The sequence below is a fragment of the Pseudomonas sp. S8 genome (genome assembly GCF_050473925.1).
GTDB classification, from domain to species: Bacteria; Pseudomonadota; Gammaproteobacteria; order Pseudomonadales; family Pseudomonadaceae; genus Aquipseudomonas; species Aquipseudomonas parakoreensis.
In genome coordinates this window covers 1999991-2018060 of sequence record NZ_JBFDVZ010000016.1, presented here as the reverse complement: position 1 = coordinate 2018060, position 18070 = coordinate 1999991, and the positions used below count along the sequence as shown (strand labels likewise).

Sequence of the window (18070 nt, the reverse complement as noted above, 5' to 3'; positions counted from 1 at the left end):
TCGATTGCATGATCTGAACAACCTCTGCCCATAGAAGGTAATTGCTCATGGATTTCGCTTATTCGCCCAAGGTGCAAGAACTGCGTGAGCGCGTGACCGCGTTCATGGACACTTACGTTTACCCGGCCGAAGCCGTGTTCGAACGCCAGGTTGCCGAGGGCGATCGCTGGCAGCCGACCGCGATCATGGAAGAACTCAAAGCCAAGGCCAAGGCTGAAGGTCTGTGGAACCTGTTCCTGCCGGAGTCGGAACTCGGCGCCGGGCTGACCAACCTGGAATATGCACCGCTGGCTGAGATCATGGGCCGTTCGCTGCTCGGGCCGGAGCCGTTCAACTGCTCGGCGCCGGACACCGGCAACATGGAAGTGCTGGTGCGCTACGCCAACGAAGAACAGAAACAGCGCTGGCTCGAACCGCTGCTGCGCGGCGAGATCCGCTCGGCGTTCGCCATGACCGAACCGGACGTGGCCTCGTCTGACGCCACCAACATGGCCGCCCGTGCCGTGCGTGATGGCGACGAGTGGGTGATCAACGGCAAGAAGTGGTGGACCTCCGGCGCTTGCGATCCGCGTTGCAAGATCCTGATCTTCATGGGCCTGAGCAACCCCGACGCACCGCGCCATGCCCAGCACTCGATGATCCTCGTACCGGTCGACACCCCCGGGGTAAAAATCGTCCGTCCGCTGCCGGTGTTCGGTTACGACGATGCACCGCACGGCCACGCCGAAGTGCTGTTCGACAACGTGCGCGTGCCGTACGAAAACGTGCTGCTCGGTGAGGGAAGAGGCTTCGAAATCGCTCAGGGTCGCCTTGGCCCGGGCCGCATTCACCACTGCATGCGTTCGATCGGCATGGCCGAGCGCGCACTGGAATTGATGTGCAAACGTTCGGTGAGCCGCACCGCGTTCGGCAAACCATTGGCGCGTCTGGGCGGCAACGTCGACAAGATCGCCGACTCGCGGATGGAAATCGACATGGCGCGCCTGCTGACCCTGAAAGCCGCGTACATGATGGACACCGTGGGCAACAAAGTGGCGAAGAGCGAGATCGCGCAGATCAAGGTCGTCGCGCCGAACGTCGCCCTGCGGGTGATCGACCGGGCGATCCAGATTCACGGCGGAGCCGGGGTCTCGAATGATTTCCCGCTGGCCTATATGTACGCCATGCAGCGCACCCTGCGCCTGGCCGACGGCCCTGACGAAGTGCACCGCGCGGCGATTGGCAAGTTCGAGATCGGCAAGTATGTGCCGAAGGAGATGCTGCGCACGGGTGGTTAATGAAATTGCGCCAGTACAGGGATGTAACTGGCGCAATGTTCTTGAGAGTCAAAAAAGCGCTGTCAGCGCTGTATGCCGTAGAGCACCGAGTTCGAAGGTGTTGAGGATTGCCCTGCGATGATGAAGCGCTCAGGTTGCATCACGATGTCGTAGGGAATTCCGGTAAGTCCCCTGGACCAGCCGTTATTGCCAAAACGGGTATCGAACGAACCGTCTTCATTCAGTCTTCCCCAAAACATTTGCAGCGGAGAACTTACGTCCCAACCCGCAGCAATGATTTTTCCGTCTTCAGGTTGTACGGCCACTGCGGATAACGTCCCATTGTAAGACGCGACTTCAATCAGAACTTCCTTGCCGCCATTAAATGTCGGGTCGGGACGACCGTCCGTTTCAAAACGCATTATCAATGCTTGGTAATTTCCGATGCGTCCTGCACACAGCAGTTTGCCGTCCGGGAGGGCGATAAGCTTTTTAAGGTCGTACGAACCGCCTTCAGGTCCTAGAGATACAAGTCCGTCATCACCGAAAGTCTTGTCCAGTTTGCCATTGCTCAAGTAACGCGTCAGGACGATACGTGAGCCCGCTGGCAGTTTCACGTAGTTGGCACCCACAACGATCTTGTCATCCGGTTGAATGGCGATACTCACCATGCGGTTGATGTCGTTTCCCCAGTTGATATTGATGTGGCCTTGGTCGCCAAAGCTTGTGTCGAGGCTGCCGTCTGCATGAAAACAGGTCAACTGACCCTTGTCGTGCATCAGGTTGTCCTTGGTTCGCTGGCTGAGGATCAGGATCCGTCCATCTTCAAGCACACCTCCATCGCTGGGGTCGCCGTTGGAGGATATGGCCGGGCGAGGTACCAGAACAGGTTGGAACACCAGATCCGGACTTCCGTTCTCGTTTAGCCGCTTGGCGGCAGGTGTTCCCTCGGCGCCTGTCAGTGCATCGCCGAAGATCGTTATTTTTTTGTCGCGCGCCACCAGACGAACGGGTTCGGAATTTTGATTCTCTTTGAACTGCCCGATGACCATGCCTTCGTTGCCGAAGGAGGTATCGGGCTGTCCGTCTGGGAATATTCGGTGGATGTGATAAGAATTCTGAGTGTGTACTGCGTAGACCAGATTTCCGTCGAGTTGATCGACTACGCAGTAGGTGACTGCGTTTGTCGGGCCAAAAATGATCCCGTTTGTACCGAAGCCTGTGTCCAGATCGCCAGGTTTTTTTGGCCTCGAGCTTTCAGTGTTCATGACTTATCCTTGAATATCACCCTTGGCACTGACGGCACCTGCTTGGCGGGTTTTAACAGGTCAGTAAGTGATGCCGATTTTAGGCACGAAGCAATCGCTCACACACCTGTCAACTCTGACAGTATGCGGGGGCCGTTGGACAGGTCTGAGGCCGTCAATAAACCCAAACCTCAACCCGCCGATTCTTGATCCTGCCTTCATCCGCACTGTTCGCCGCCACCGGCATCAGCGCGCCAAACCCACGCACCTCGCGTATCACCACGCCGTTCTTCACCAGTTCGCGACGCACCGCCATCGCCCGCAGTTTCGACAGCAGGTCGGCCCGTGCCGGGTCGTCTTTCTCGTCGCCAAACCCCACCAGCGTCACCGCGCGCTCGGTCTTGGCGTGGCGCTTTATATAGTCGAGCACCCGCGCCAGATCCTGCTGCGCCTTGTTGTCGAGGCTGGCGCTGCCTTCCTCGAAACGGAAATTCACCGTCAGACGCTGGGCATGGCGGCTGAGGGATTGATAACCCTCGGGCATCAGCGCATTCGGGGTGACGGTCATCGCGTGCACGGTCTGGCTGATGAAACCGTTGGCCGCGACAATCTTCTGGCCCTGTGGGCTTTGCGCAAACGCCACCAGCGCCGATGCCCACGGATTCTGGTTGCTGGGCGGCAAATAAAAGAACAGGCGCCGCGACAGCGGATAGTCCTCGGTGGCAATCAGGCTGTTGAGCGGCAACATCGACTGCGATGCGCCGTCAGCGATGGCCACGGCTTTGGCCTGGCGCACATACGGCAGGCCGATGAAACCGATGCCTTGCGGATCGTTGCTCACCGCATCGGACAATTGCTCGCTGGATTCGAAGCGTTTCGCAGTGGAACTCAGGTGTTTCCCACGACGAACCAGCACCAGTTCCTTGAACGTGTCGTAGGTACCGGACTGATCATCCCGCGCATATAAATGAATCGATCCGCCGTGCCCGCCGACGTCTTCCCAGGTTTTCACCTCACCGCTGAAGATCCGCGCCAGTTGCTCGGTGTCCAGTTGCTGCAGGGGGTTGCCGGGGTGAAGGATGATCGCCAAGCCGTCGATGGCGATCACTTGCTCGGCCTCAGCGCTTTTCAGGTCGCCGAGCGCTTCCAGGTTGAGCAGTTCGCTGTCCTTGATTGGGCGTGAGGAGGCGGCGAGGTCGGCGCTGGCGGTTTTCAGTGCGGTGAACCCGGTGCTGGAACCGTGGGCGGCGACGTCAATCACCACCCGTTGGCCTTGCGCAGTCTGAGCCACGATGTGTTGTTCGTTGGCGTTGTCGGGGTTTTCGCGGTGAATCTTCAGCAGACCCTGCTCTTGCAGAAAACCTTCGACCAGCGCCGGGCCGAGATCGGCGCCGATGGTGTTGGAACCCTGAATGCGCAATGCCGGGCCGTTTTCGGGGACGGGCAGGGTGGCGGCACTGACCGTCAGCCATGCACTCGACAGAAAAGCGAACAGAACACGCAGGGTCATGCCGGCACCGAATCAGGCCAAGGGGATTGCCGGGGAGATTAAGTCAGGTGCATGACCAAAACATGACAGATCAAAAGATCGCAGCCTGCGGCAGCTCCTACAGGAAAACGCGTTCCAATGTAGGAGCTGCCGCAGGCTGCGATCTTTTGATCTTGACCAATATCAGCTCAACTCAAGCCAGATTGGCGCATGATCCGACGGTTTTTCCATGCCGCGCAGTTCATAGTCCACGCCCGCATCCTTGACCCGTGGCAGCAAGCCATGGGAGGCGAGGATCACGTCGATGCGCAGCCCGCGCTTCGGTTCGTCTTCAAAACCACGGCTGCGATAGTCGAACCAGCTGAACATGTCGGTCACGTCCGGGTTCAGGTGCCGATAGCTGTCGGTCAGGCCCCAGTTTTTCAGGCGGGCCATCCATTCACGTTCTTCCGGCAGGAAGCTGCATTTGCCGGTTTTCAGCCAGCGCTTCATGTTGTCCGGGCCGATGCCGATGTCGCAGTCTTCCGGGGAAATGTTCACATCGCCCATCACCACCAGCGGCTGTTCGTTATGGAACTGGCTTTCCAGCAGGGTTTGCAGGTCGCTGTAGAAGCGCTGCTTGGCCGGGAACTTGGTTGGATGGTCGCGGCTTTCGCCCTGCGGGAAGTAGCCGTTCATGATGGTCACCGGCACGCCATTGGCGTCGGCGAAGGTGCCCCAGATGAAGCGCCGCTGGGCGTCTTCTTCATCGCTGGCGAAGCCTTTGTGAATCGCGATCGGCTCACTGCGCGAAAGCAGGGCAACGCCGTAATGGCCTTTCTGACCGTGGAAATAAACGTGATAACCCAGCGCACGCACTTCTTCCAACGGGAATTGGTCGTCGTGGACCTTGGTTTCCTGCAGGCCGATCACGTCCGGCTGATGCTTTTCGATCAGCGCTGCCAGCTGATGCGGACGGGCGCGCAGTCCGTTGATGTTGAAGGAAACAATCTTCATGGTCGGCAGTCCTGGCAAAAGGGCGATGCTAGCTGACATGTGGGATGGGGGCCAGTGTGGGGTAAGCAGATTCCCTGTGTTCTGTCAGATGAGTGTTGCCGGTATAGGCCTCATCGCTGGCAAGCCAGCTCCCACAGTGTCCATGTCGGACACATAATTCATGTACACCGGAAAAACCTGTGGGAGCTGGCTTGCCAGCGAAGAGGCCCGCCCGGTCGATGAAGCTCCCGGCTTGGTCTATACCTGTGGGGAACTGCGCCGCCCGCAAAAGGTTCGTAGCAACAAGAGCGCAGTCATTTGCGCTGCGCCCCGGGGGAGAATCACCGTCATGCCTGAAACCCAGACTGCCATCGCCGACATCCACATGCTCGACCGCGGTTACTCGCGCGAAGCCCGATCGTTGCTGTATCAGGCGTATCGCCACGAGCCGACCTTCGGTTACTTGTTCGAGGCCGAGCGGCCGGGCTACGAGCAGCGCGTACGGGCCACGGTGCGTGAGCTGGTCAAGCAGCATTTCCTGCAGGACCTGCCGGCCATCGGTCTGCTGGTCAACGACCGCCTGATCGGGATTGCCCTGATCGCACCGCCGCAACGGCGTCTGGGGATCACCGAGAGCTGGGCGTGGCGCCTGCGCATGGTGCTCAGCACCGGTTTCCGGTGCACCCGGCGTTATCTGGCCTATCACGATGCGGTGGCGGCGTGCGTGCCCAGCGACTCGGTGCACATGTTGCCGCTGCTGGGAATCCACCCGCAGTTTCAGGGCAAACACTTCGGTGAGCAGTTGCTGACGGCGGTGCACAACTGGTGCGCGGTGGACGAAACCTCGCAAGGCGTAGTGCTCGACACCGGCAACCCGCGTTACCTGGAATTCTATAAACGCCAGGGCTACGAAGAGATTGGCGAAGTGGCCGTCGGCCCGGTGCGCGAACATGTATTTTTCCACGCCAATCCGCAGGTGTTACAAACTGCAACAGCATAGCAATCGAACTTCTTCGGAAATTTCCTGTTCTATCACGCTCCCAAGCCCGTGATAGCATCCGCGCCTATGAAGTTTCCAGGAAGATTTACCAGTGGCGTGCTCCTGCTGTTAACCAGCTGCGCGGCGCTGGCGCAAAGTGAATTGGACGTGCGGATCAAACCGTCCAACGACGAACTCAAGGCCAATATAGAAGGCTATATCGGCAGCCTCGGCGATCGTGACGAACAAGCCTTGCTGCGCTTCAGTCGCGGGGCCGAGGAGCAGGCGCGCAAAGCCGCGCAGGCCTTGGGTTATTACCAGCCGCAGATCGACAGTGACGTGAAGGGCGGTGAAAAACCGCGCCTGGTGCTGAACATCGATCCCGGCGAGCCGATTCGTCTGCGCAACGTGACTATCCGCGTCGACGGGCCCGCGGCCTCCCTCAAATCCTTTCGTGTGCCGAGCAGTGACACGCTCAAGTCCGGCGCCGTGCTCAACCATGGGCGTTATGAAGACGCCAAACGCCTGATTCAGAACCAGGCCTCGCGTTTCGGCTTCTTCAGCGGCCATTTCACCAGCCAGAAACTCCTGGTCGACCCGCGTGCCGGGGTGGCCGACGTTGAATTGATCTACGACAGCGGCTCGCGTTATGCGCTGGGCAGCGTCAGTTTCGAGGGCGACACGCCGTTCGACGAAGACCTGCTGCAGCGCATGGTGCCGTTCAAGGCCGGCGACCCGTATGACTCCGAGCTGATCGCCGAACTCAATCGCGACCTGCAATCGAGCGGCTATTTCGAAGGCGTACGTGTCGATGCCGCACCGACGGCGGCGAAAAACGACGTGATCCCGGTCGACGTCAAACTCGACACACGCAAGCCGCGCACCATGGGCCTGGGCCTCGGTTATTCCACCGACGTCGGCCCTCGGATCAAGGCCAACTGGACGCGCCACTGGGTCAACCCGCAGGGCGACAGCTACGGTTGGGAGGCCGAACTGTCGGCGCCACGGCAAAACGTCGGGCTGTTCTACGACATCCCGCTCGACCCGCCGTTGACCGATAAATTGCGCTGGGCCGGTGGTTATCAATACGAAGACATCGACGGCTCCGACACCCTGAGCAAGCTGCTGACCTTCGGCCCGGAATGGCACAGCAAGTTGCCCAGCGGCTGGCAGCGGGTGATCTCGCTGAAATGGCAGCGCGAGGAATATCAGCTCGGCGACGACTCCGGCCTGAGCACCTTGTTGATGCCTGGCATCAGCTATTCGTACCTGAAAAGTGACAACCGCATCGACCCGCACAACGGCTATCGCCTGACCTTTGAAAGCAAAGTGGCGAAGGAAGGCCTCGGCTCCGACAACAACCTTTTATATGGCACGGCGTTGATCAAAGGCCTGACCACAGTGTTCGACAACCACCGCTTCCTCGGCCGGGTGCAGGTCGGTGGCAGCGCCACCAACGGTTATAACTCGGTACCGCCGTCGCTGCGTTTCTTCGCCGGTGGCGATCAGAGCGTGCGCGGTTACGACTACCAGAGCCTGTCCCCGGAAAACGCCAAGGGTGACCGCATCGGCGGGCGTTACATGGTCGCCGGCAGCGTCGAGTATCAATATTCGATTGCCGAGAAATGGCGGGTCGCGACCTTCGTCGACCAGGGCAACTCTTTCAACAAACTCGAACTGCCGAACCTCAAGACCGGGGTCGGTATCGGTGTGCGCTGGGTCTCGCCGGTGGGGCCGATCCGCCTCGACCTGGCCCACGCGCTGGACGACGATGGCGGCATCCGGCTGCACTTTTCCATGGGGCCTGAGCTGTGAAGCGTGGTTTGAAAATATCGGCACTGGCGCTGTTGTCGCTGGTGCTGTTGGTTGTAATGAGCATCAGCACGGTACTCGGGACGCAGGCCGGCAGCCGTTGGGCGCTGAGCCTGGTGCCGGGTTTGAGCGTGGAGAATTTCCAGGGCCGTCTCGGTGGCCAATGGAGCGCCGATCATCTGCTGTGGCAGCAGGACAGCAGTCGCGTCGAGCTGAACAAGGCAATCTTCGCCTGGTCGCCGCTGTGCCTGACGCGCATGACCCTGTGCATCGAACAGCTCAAGGCCGATCAGGTAATTCTGCAATTCCCGCCGAGTGAAGAAACCACTGAAAGCGGCCCGATCAAACTGCCGGATCTGCAACTGCCGGTGGCAATCGAACTCGGCGACGTACAAGTCGGCAGCCTGCTGTTCAACGGCAGCGAGCAGCTCAAGGGCCTGCAACTGGCGGCGCACTGGACCGCCCAGGGCCTGCAGATCGACAGCGTGAAATTGCAGCGCGACGACCTCAGCCTGAACCTTTCAGGCCTGCTGCAACCGACCGGCAACTGGCCGCTGAACATTGTTGGCGACTTGACCCTGCCGTCACCGGGCACCGGCCCCTGGACGCTGGCGCTGAAGGTTGACGGCGATCTGCTGAAAACCCTCAACCTGCACGCCGACAGCCACGGTTACCTCGACGGCCAGTTGAGCGGCGAACTGCAGCCGCTGGCGGAAAATCTGCCGGCCAAGGTGCGGATCACCAGCGATGCGTTCAAACCGAGCGCTGACCTGCCGGACACCCTGCAATTGAATCAACTGCTCTTGACCGGCGAAGGTGATCTGAAAAACGGTTACCAGCTCAATGGCAACGCCACGCTGCCCGCCGACAAGGGGCCGGTGGCGCTGCTGCTCAAAGGCAAAGTCGACGCCAGTGGCGCGCAGATTGCCGGCCTCGACCTGACGGCCAACGACAAACAAAGCCTCAAACTCACCGGCAGCGTTGACTGGAGCAAAGGCCTCAGCGCCCAAGCCAACATCAACTGGCAGGACTTTCCGTGGCATCGGCTCTATAACGAAATCGATGAACCCCAAGTCGCCTTGCGCACCTTCACTGGCGAAGTCTCCTACACCGACGGTCAGTACATCGGTAACTTCGCCGCCGCACTGGACGGTCCGGCGGGCGCATTCAGCCTCAGCAGTCCGTTCAGTGGCAGCCTGAAACAGATCGCCTTGCCACAATTGAAAATGGAAGCCGGGCAGGGCAAGGCTGAAGGCCATGTGAACGTGCAGTTTGCCGATGGCATCGCCTGGGACACCGCGCTGGATCTGTCAGCGCTGAACCCGGCGTACTGGGTTGCGGAGTTGCCGGGCACGTTGGCCGGGCCATTGCGCAGCAAAGGCGAAATGAAGAACGAACGCCTGAGCCTCTCCGCCGACCTCGACCTCAAAGGCAAATTGCGCGGGCAACCGGCGATCCTCCAGGCCAAGGCGGACGGTGCCGGTGAGCAATGGAACCTCAACGCCCTGCAAATCCGCCTCGGCGACAACAGCATCAGCGGCAAGGGCAGCCTGCAACAGAAGCTCACCGGGCAGATCGACATCAAGCTGACGCGCCTGGCCCAGCTCTGGCCGCAGTTGCGCGGGCAGGTCACGGGGCTGGTCAATGTCGCCGGTACGCTGAAGGCACCGCAAGGCAAGCTCGGCTTGCAAGGTTCGCAACTGGCGTTTCAGGACAATCGTCTGCAAAGCCTCAATCTCGATGCCACGCTCGACAGTGCGCAACGGGCAAAGATCGACCTCAAGGGCAGCGGCATTCAGGCCGGTGACACCAACCTCGGTGTGTTGACGGCCAGCGCCCAAGGCGACATCAAGCAGCAGAAACTCGACCTCGACCTGCTCGGGCCGAAGCTGAAACTGGCCCTCGGTCTGGACGGCAATCTGGATCAGGGCAACTGGCGCGGACGTTTGGCCAGTGGCGACATTCAGGCCGGCGGCCAGGATTGGAAACTGCAGAACCCGGCCAGACTCGAACGCCTCGCTGACGGCAAGATCAACTTCGGCGCGCATTGCTGGATGTCCGGCAATGCCAGCCTGTGCGGCGAAGATCAGCGCCTGCTGCCGGAGCCGAAACTGCGTTACCACCTCAAGCAGTTCCCGATCGAAAGCCTCGCGCAATGGTTGCCGAAAGACTTTGCCTGGCAGGGCAAGCTCAACGCCGATCTGCAACTGGACCTGCCAGCCAGCGGCCCGAACGGCGTGGTCAGCATCGACGCCAGCGGCGGCACCTTGCGCATGAAAGAAAAGGATCAGTGGCTGGACTTCCCGTACCAGACCCTGAAGCTCACCAGCAAACTCACACCCAAGCGCGTGGACACCGAACTCAACTTCGTCGGCGGCAAACTCGGCGAGTTGATGGTGCAGGCGCAGCTCAATCCGCTGCCGAAAAACAAACCGTTGAGCGGCTCTTTCCGCCTGAGCGGACTGGACCTGTCGGTGGCGCGGCCGTTTGTGCCGATGGTCGAAAAACTCACCGGGCGCCTGAACGGCAGCGGCACGATTTCCGGCGGGCTGCTGGCGCCGCTGGTCAACGGCACCGTCAAACTCAGTGACGGTGAAGTATCTGGCGCCGAGTTGCCGATGGAGTTGCAGAATCTGCAACTCACCGCGGTGATTGCCGGCGAATCGGTGCGCCTCGACGGTGGCTGGAAAAGCGGCAAGAGCGGGCAGGGCAGCCTGAACGGTAACGTCGCCTGGGGCCAGGCGCTGGTGGTGGATCTGGCGCTCAAGGGCACGCAATTGCCGGTCACCGTCGAGCCGTACGCCAAGCTGGAAGTGGCGCCGGACCTGAAGATTTCCATGGCCGGCGATGAGCTGAAAATTGCCGGCAAGGTTCAGGTGCCCCGAGGCGAAATCACCGTGCGTGAACTGCCGCCGTCAACGGTGAAGGTGTCCGACGACACGATCATCGTCGGGGCACAGACCGAAGAGGGCAAACCGCCGCTGGCGATGAAGATGGACATCGACGTGGTGGTCGGCGAAGACAAACTGAGCTTCGCCGGGTTCGGCCTGACCGCCAACCTGCAAGGTCACGTGCACATCGGCGACAACATGGACACCCGTGGCGAGCTGTGGCTCAACGACGGCCGTTACCGCGCCTACGGCCAGCGCCTGAACGTGCGTCGTGCGCGTCTGTTGTTTGCCGGCCCGATCGATCAGCCGTATCTGGACATCGAAGCGATCCGCCAGACCGACGACGTGATCGCCGGTATTCGCCTGAGCGGCAGTGCCGAGCAACCGACCACGCAGATCTTCTCCGAACCGGCCATGAGCCAGGAACAGGCGTTGTCCTACCTGGTACTGGGACGTCCGCTGAGCACCAACGGCGAAGACAACAACATGCTCGCGCAAGCGGCATTGGGTCTGGGCTTGATGGGCAGTTCCGGGGTCACCAGCAGTCTGGCCAAGGACCTGGGGATTCAGGACTTCCAGCTCGATACCCAAGGCAGCGGCAACACTACCAGCGTGGTCGCCAGCGGCAACATCTCCGAGAAACTCAGCCTGCGTTATGGCGTCGGCGTGTTCGAGCCAGCCAACACCATCGCGCTGCGTTACAAGCTGAGCAAGAAGGTATATGTCGAAGCCGCCAGCGGTGTCGCCAGTTCGCTGGATATCTTCTACAAGCGCGATTTCTGAGAACGTGGCCAATAGCCGGGTCGTGACGCTGCGATCCGGTTTTTCCAGGATGTATTAGACTCACCGAACCCTCAAAACCTTGCCGGTTCCGCCTATGGTCCGCTTGAGTATGGTCTTGCTCGGTAATGACTTTGTCCGCAAGCGTTGGTCAGCACTGGCGCTGACCGGCATTGTCTGGGGCGCGGCCGGGTGGCGATCTTCATCGATGCGCTGGATGGCGTTTTGTATTTCCCGCTGCATCTCTTCGGCTATCTGTTGTTGCTCGAAGCGCTGATCCTGCTGCTGGTGCCTGCACCGCAGACCGGGACCGCTGCGGCCCTGCGTAAAGCGCGAGGTCTGGCGTTTCTCTTGCTGGGGCTGCTGATCGTTGACCGGCAACATGCTGCCGGGCTGATTCTGGCGGTGCTGTTTGGCGGGGCTTTCATCGTTGATGGGGTCTTCAGGTTGGCGGCTGCGGTGGTGGTGCGCTTTGTCGGCTGGCAAGTGTCGCTGCTGGCGGGGTTGTTCGAACTCGGCTTTGGCGTGTTTATCCTTGAGCCGTATCCGACGCTGTACAAGGGCACGGTGCCGTTCTGCATCGGCATGAGCCTGCTTCTGTCGGGCTGCGCGTTGTTGCGCCAAGCCGTGCGCTTCAGGCACCTGCCGCCGCTGACTAACCCTGTTGCGCTCAGTGCGCCGGCCAGCAGCGACGCATTGGTCATTCATGTCTGGACCCCCAGCGGCACCGTCGATGACATTCTGGTGCGCAACCGTCTGCTCAACCGCTATATCGCCGCGGTCGACATCAACGGCGTGATCTCGGCTGGCCACGCGGCACTGGAATGTGGCCCGGAGATTTACATCAGCCATTACCCGCTGGACGACATCGATCGTTCGGCGGGGGATTTCGTGCGCTTGCTGCGGGCGACGCCGAACAACGATGTCGCCGGGCGGTTTCTGCCGGACTATGCGGGGGAGGTGGCGGACTGGTGCCCGTCTTCGGTTCAGGTCAGTTTTGCTCACTACGACGCCCGGCGGTTGCAGGCGTTCTGGAGCGAATATCGGCAGAACAGCACATACAACCTCACCAGCCGCAACTGCTCGAGTGCCGTCGCCCACAGCCTCGAAGCAGCCCTTGAAGGGGCGATGAATCGCGGGCATTCGAGCATGCTCGATTTCGCCAGAGTGATACTCAGCCCCGAGTTCAGGGTGGCGGCGCAGGTGCGTAAACGCGCCGAAGTGATGGCCTGGACGCCCGGTTTGCTGCTTGATTACGCCCGGGCGCTGCATGCCGCGATCGAGCCGGCACCGCCGGGCTGGCACAGCATGTATGCGGTGATCAAACGCGCTTGCGGTTATGCGCTGACGGCCTTGCGCGGGCGCGAAGTGCATCCCCTCCAGCCGCCGGCGGCTGCCCGTCCTTCCGATGAAGTCTGATCGGCTTTAAACCGGGTTGTCCCAATCGCTGGCAAGCCAGCTCCCACAGGGTCAGTGGTGAACTCAAAATTCACATACACCATAGAAACCTGTGGGAGCTGGCTTGCCAGCGATAGCGTCCGCCCGCCAAACACAAAACCCACTCCACTGGTCAACTAATTACAAAGCAACCTAACTATTACGTTGACATTCGCTGCCTAGGCAGTAACATCTCGACATACATTCACTGCCTAGGCAGTTATTAGGTGAGCACATGAAGCATTTCACCCCGGACGAATTCAAACATTGCCATCTCGGCCTGTTGCTGGGCCGTGCCGCGCTGCTCAAGGACCGGATCATCGACACCCACATGGAACCCCACGGCATCACCGCCGCGCAATTCAAGGTGTTGATCATCATGGCCCAGTTCGGCGTCGACACCCCGGCCGAGCTGTGCCGGCATTTGTCGCTGGACAGCGGTTCGATGACGCGCATGCTCGATCGTCTGGAGCAGAAAGGTTTCCTGGTTCGCCAACGCAGCGAAGGCGATCGCCGTCAGGTGCAGCTCAAGCTCACCGAGCAGGGCCAGCAACTGGCCGATCGCCTGCCCTGCATCGGCGCCGATGCGATGAATGAACTGGCCGGCGCCATCTCTCGTGAAGAGCTGAAAACCCTGGAATACATCCTCAAGAAAATCCTGCTGGCAGCCGGTGACCCGATCACGATCCAGCGCTTAGGTGAACATAATGAGCGGTAAAACCTTGCGCAGCAGCCTGACCCTGCTGCTGTCGGCGATGATCCTCGCCGGTTGCGCCAACTACAGCGGCCTCGACACTCAAGGCCAAAACCTCGATGCGAAAAGCCTCAACGCCAGCCAATCCCTCAGCGGCGTGACCCTGTCGCCGGCCGCCTGGCCGAAAAGCGACTGGTGGACCAGCCTCGGCGATCCGCAACTCGACGGGCTGATCCGCGAAGCGCTGCACGACAGCCCGGACATGCAGATCGCTGCAGCCCGCGCCCATCAGGCCAGCGCCGCCGCGTATGCCGCCGATGCCGAACGTTATCCGACCCTCGACGCCAGCGCCGGCATCAGCCGTTCGCGCCTGGCCAAGGATCAGGACCCGCGCGGGCAGGGCGATGCCTACGCCACCGTGCGTAACGTCAGCGCCGGCTTCAACTACAACTTCGACCTGTGGGGCGGCCAGCGTGATGCCTGGGAAGCTGCACTTGGTCAGGCTCGCGCTGCTGAAGTCGATCGTCAGGCCGCGCAATTGACCCTCGCCGCCGACGTGGCCCGCGCCTACAGCGATCTGGGGCAGGCGCACATCGTTTATGACCTGGCCAACGAAGACCTCAAACGCACCAAACAGATGCTCGATCTGAGCCAGCGCCGCTTGAGTGCCGGGATCGACAGCCAGTACCAGTTCCAGCAAACCCAAAGCCTTGAGGCCAGTTCCGAAGCCAGCCTGATCGACGCTGAAAAACGTCTGAACAGCGCGAAAATCGCTCTGGCCGTGCTGCTCGGCAAAGGCCCGGATCGCGGCAACGAAATTGCTCGACCGAAAGTTCTGCAAGCCAGCGCCGTGGCGGTGCCGTCGGTGTTGCCGGCAGAGCTGCTCGGTCGGCGTCCGGATCTGGTCGCTGCGCGCTGGCGCGTAGAGGCAGCGAGCAAAGACATCGACTCGGCGAAAACCCGCTTCTATCCCAACTTGAACCTCACGGCTTCGGCCGGTGCCGAATCCTTGTTGGGTGACGCGATGTTCGGGTCGGCCAGTCGCTTCTTCAGCATCGCCCCGACCATTTCGGTGCCGATCTTCGACGGCGGGCGCCTGCGCGCCAACCTCGATGCGCGTGACGCCGATTACGATCTGGCGGTGGCGCAGTACAACAAAAGCCTGGTGAAAGCCCTCGGTGATGTCAGCGACACGATCAACCAGTTGCGTGACATCGGCCGGCAGATCGGCGCGCAGCAACACGCCACCGAGATTGCTCAGGATTCTTACAACACCGTCGTCCAGCGTTACGGTTCCGGCATCGGCAACTACCTGGACGTGCTCAGCATCGAGCAGCAATTGCTGCAGGCCCAGCGTCAGCTGGCCAACCTCAATGCCGAGCAGATCGACCTGTCGATTCAACTGATGCAAGCGCTGGGCGGCGGCTTTCAGGGCGAAACCCTGACCGCAGCCAACGCCACCCCAGCCACGTCGCACAACTAATTCAGGTATTTGTCATGGCCACTGCCGAAAACACCCAAACTCAAGCCAACACTCCCGACACTGGCAATCCACGCAAGCGCAAATTCATGCTGCTGGTGCTGGCCGTCTTGGTCCTGCTCGCCGGGGCTGGCGTGTGGGCGTATCACGAATTCATCGGGCGCTTCAACGAAAGCACCGACGACGCCTACGTCAACGGCAACGTCGTCGAGATCACGCCGCTGGTCACTGGCACCGTGGTCAGCATTGGCGCTGACGATGGTGATCTGGTTCACGAAGGTCAGGTGCTGGTCAACTTCGACCCGAACGACGCCGAAGTCGGCCTGCAAAGTGCCCAGGCGAAACTGGCGCGCACCGTGCGTCAGGTGCGCGGCCTGTACAGCAACGTTGACGGCATGAAAGCCCAGGTCAACGCGCAACAGGCTGAAGTGCAGAAGGCTCAGGACAACTACAACCGGCGGAAAAACCTCGCTGCTGGCGGGGCGATTTCCCAGGAAGAACTGTCCCACGCCCGCGACGATCTGACCTCGGCGCAAAACGCCCTGGCCAACGCCAGGCAACAACTGAAAACTACCAGCGCGCTGGTCGATGACACCGTGGTTTCGTCGCACCCGGACGTGATGTCGGCCGCTGCCGATCTGCGTCAGGCGTACCTGACCAACGCCCGCAGCACCCTGATCGCGCCGGTTACCGGTTACGTCGCCAAGCGCACTGTGCAGCTCGGTCAGCGCGTACAGCCAGGCACCGCGCTGATGGCGGTGATTCCGCTGGATCAACTGTGGATCGACGCCAACTTCAAGGAAACCCAGCTGCGTGACATGCGCATTGGCCAACCGGTGGACATCGAGTCCGACATCTACGGCAGCAGCGTGAAGTACAGCGGCACCGTCGACAGCCTCGGCGCCGGTACCGGCAGCGCGTTCGCTCTGTTGCCAGCGCAGAACGCCACCGGCAACTGGATCAAGATCGTGCAGCGTGTGCCGGTGCGGATTCACATCAACGCCGAAGAACTGGCCAAGCATCCGTTGCGGGTCGGTCTGTCGACCAACGTTGAAGTGAACCTGCACGACCAGAGCGGCCCGGTGCTGGCCCAGCAACCGCCGCAAAAGGCCTCGTTCAGCACCAACGTCTACGACCGCCAACTGGCTGAAGCCGACGCGATGATTGCGCAGCTGATCCACGACAACAGCGCTGCGGTGAGCAAGACCGCGCAACGCTGATACGTTCCCTGTGGGAACAGGTTCTCAAGGTGATGAGATTTACTGTGGTGAGGGGATTTATCCCCGATGGACTGCGCAGCAGGCCCGGCTTTTCTGAATCAAAGGAGGGGCCGCTTCGCGGCCTATCGGGGATAAATCCCCTCGCCACAGTGTTTCCTTGCAACATTGATTTTTCCCCACAAGGGCTGCTGTGTCTGTAACAGACAGGGCGTCAACCTGGTTTCATAGGATTCACAATGAGCAATAACGCCTCTTTCACGCCGCCCAGCCTGTTGCTCAGCACCATCGGCCTGTCGCTGGCGACGTTCATGCAAGTGCTCGACACCACCATCGCCAACGTGGCGCTGCCGACGATCTCCGGCAACCTCGGGGTGAGTTCGGAGCAGGGCACCTGGGTGATCACCTCGTTTGCCGTAAGCAACGCCATCGCGCTGCCGCTGACCGGCTGGCTCAGTCGGCGTTTTGGCGAGGTGAAGCTGTTTTTGTGGGCCACCATTCTGTTCGTGCTGGCCTCGTTTCTCTGCGGTATCTCGACGTCGATGCCGGAACTGATCGGCTTTCGCGTGCTGCAAGGCCTGGTGGCCGGGCCGCTATACCCGATGACGCAGACGTTGTTGATTGCCGTGTATCCGCCCGCGAGGCGCGGCATGGCTCTGGCATTGCTGGCGATGGTCACGGTGGTCGCGCCGATTGCCGGGCCTATTCTCGGTGGCTGGATCACGGACAGCTACAGCTGGCCGTGGATCTTCTTCATCAACGTACCGATCGGCATCTTTGCGGTGATGGTGGTGCGCTCGCAACTGGCCAAGCGCCCGGTGGAGACCAGTCGGCAGCCGATGGACTACGTCGGTCTGATCACGCTGATCATCGGCGTCGGCGCGTTGCAGGTGATCCTCGACAAGGGCAATGACCTGGACTGGTTCGAGTCGAACTTCATCATCATCGGCGCGGCGATTTCGGTGATCGCCCTGGCGGTGTTCGTCATCTGGGAAATGACCGACCAGCACCCGGTGGTCAACCTGCGCCTGTTCGCCCATCGCAACTTCCGCATCGGTACGCTGGTGCTGGTGCTGGGTTACGCCGGGTTCTTCGGCATCAACCTGATCCTGCCGCAGTGGCTGCAAACCCAGATGGGTTACACCGCGACCTGGGCCGGTCTGGCGGTGGCGCCGATCGGGATTCTGCCGGTGCTGTTGTCGCCGTTTGTCGGCAAGTACGCGAACAAGTTCGACCTGCGCCTGCTGGCCGGTCTGGCGTTCCTCGCGATTGGCCTGAGCTGCTTCATGCGCGCCGAGTTCACCAACGAGGTGGACTTCCAGCACATCGCCCTGGTGCAGCTGTTCATGGGGATTGGCGTGGCGCTGTTCTTCATGCCGACCCTGAGCATCCTGATGTCCGACCTGCCACCTAGCCAGATCGCCGACGGCGCCGGTCTGGCGACTTTCCTGCGCACCTTGGGCGGCAGCTTTGCGGCATCGTTGACCACGTGGATCTGGATCCGCCGCGCCGATCAGCATCATGCGTACATGAGCGAAAGCATCAGTACTTTCGAGCCGGCGACCCGCGAGACGTTGAATCATTTAGGTGGCGCGAGCCAATCGGCGTACGCGCAGATGGATCAGATCCTCACCAGCCAGGCGTACATGCTCTCCACCGTGGATTACTTCACGTTGCTGGGCTGGGGGTTCATGGGGCTGATTCTGATTGTGTGGCTGGCGAAGCCACCGTTTGCGGCGAAGGCCGGGCCGGCTGCTTCCGGTCATTGATTGTGCGGTGATCGCTAAAAGATCGCAGCCTGCGGCAGCTCCTA

General features: G+C 60.8%; 12 protein-coding genes. 9 read left to right on the top strand and 3 right to left on the bottom strand.

Going from position 1 to position 18070, the window contains the following annotated elements; translation table 11 throughout:
• Positions 1-47 precede the first annotated feature (47 nt).
• Positions 48-1277, top strand: coding sequence for an acyl-CoA dehydrogenase (locus AB1J88_RS10295; protein WP_430290993.1), 1230 nt, complete (start codon positions 48-50; stop codon positions 1275-1277).
• A 62-nt stretch (positions 1278-1339) separates the two neighbouring features.
• Here the strand turns inward: AB1J88_RS10295 and AB1J88_RS10290 are convergent, their stop codons facing one another.
• The 3 genes from AB1J88_RS10290 to xthA form a co-directional block, all read right to left on the bottom strand.
• Positions 1340-2524: a delta-60 repeat domain-containing protein gene (locus AB1J88_RS10290; protein WP_430290992.1), complete on the bottom strand. Its 1185-nt coding sequence runs from the start codon at positions 2522-2524 to the stop codon at positions 1340-1342.
• A 154-nt stretch (positions 2525-2678) separates the two neighbouring features.
• Positions 2679-4013 (bottom strand): substrate-binding domain-containing protein, encoded by a 1335-nt coding sequence (locus AB1J88_RS10285; protein ID WP_430290991.1) that lies wholly within the window; start codon positions 4011-4013, stop codon positions 2679-2681.
• A 162-nt stretch (positions 4014-4175) separates the two neighbouring features.
• Complete coding sequence (gene xthA, locus AB1J88_RS10280) at positions 4176-4988, bottom strand: exodeoxyribonuclease III (protein ID WP_108182305.1); 813 nt, start codon at positions 4986-4988, stop codon at positions 4176-4178.
• A gap of 328 nt (positions 4989-5316) precedes the next feature.
• Here xthA and AB1J88_RS10275 point away from each other — a divergent pair, with 328 nt between their 5' ends.
• The 8 genes from AB1J88_RS10275 (at position 5317) to AB1J88_RS10240 (ending at position 18026) form a co-directional block, all read left to right on the top strand.
• Positions 5317-5967 (top strand): GNAT family N-acetyltransferase, encoded by a 651-nt coding sequence (locus AB1J88_RS10275; protein WP_086794616.1) that lies wholly within the window; start codon positions 5317-5319, stop codon positions 5965-5967.
• Positions 5968-6033: 66 nt separating this feature from the next.
• Positions 6034-7761 (top strand): autotransporter assembly complex protein TamA, encoded by a 1728-nt coding sequence (locus tag AB1J88_RS10270; RefSeq protein WP_430290990.1) that lies wholly within the window; start codon positions 6034-6036, stop codon positions 7759-7761.
• Complete coding sequence (locus tag AB1J88_RS10265) at positions 7758-11432, top strand: translocation/assembly module TamB domain-containing protein (RefSeq protein ID WP_430290989.1); 3675 nt, start codon at positions 7758-7760, stop codon at positions 11430-11432. Before AB1J88_RS10270 ends, AB1J88_RS10265 begins: the two co-directional genes overlap by 4 nt.
• Positions 11433-11621: 189 nt before the next feature.
• A complete protein-coding gene (locus tag AB1J88_RS10260; protein WP_430290988.1) occupies positions 11622-12848 on the top strand; it encodes an HdeD family acid-resistance protein in 1227 nt (408 codons plus the stop codon).
• 253 nt (positions 12849-13101) lie between these two features.
• Positions 13102-13584 (top strand): MarR family winged helix-turn-helix transcriptional regulator, encoded by a 483-nt coding sequence (locus tag AB1J88_RS10255; RefSeq protein WP_430290987.1) that lies wholly within the window; start codon positions 13102-13104, stop codon positions 13582-13584.
• The gene (locus tag AB1J88_RS10250; protein WP_430290986.1) at positions 13574-15043 is read left to right on the top strand and encodes an efflux transporter outer membrane subunit; all 1470 of its coding nucleotides are present in this window, start codon (positions 13574-13576) and stop codon (positions 15041-15043) included. Before AB1J88_RS10255 ends, AB1J88_RS10250 begins: the two co-directional genes overlap by 11 nt.
• 14 nt (positions 15044-15057) lie before the next feature.
• On the top strand, positions 15058-16260 hold the full coding sequence (locus AB1J88_RS10245) for an efflux RND transporter periplasmic adaptor subunit (RefSeq protein ID WP_430290985.1): 1203 nt from the start codon (positions 15058-15060) through the stop codon (positions 16258-16260).
• A 236-nt stretch (positions 16261-16496) separates the two neighbouring features.
• Positions 16497-18026, top strand: coding sequence for a DHA2 family efflux MFS transporter permease subunit (locus AB1J88_RS10240; RefSeq protein ID WP_027614637.1), 1530 nt, complete (start codon positions 16497-16499; stop codon positions 18024-18026).
• Positions 18027-18070 lie beyond the last annotated feature (44 nt).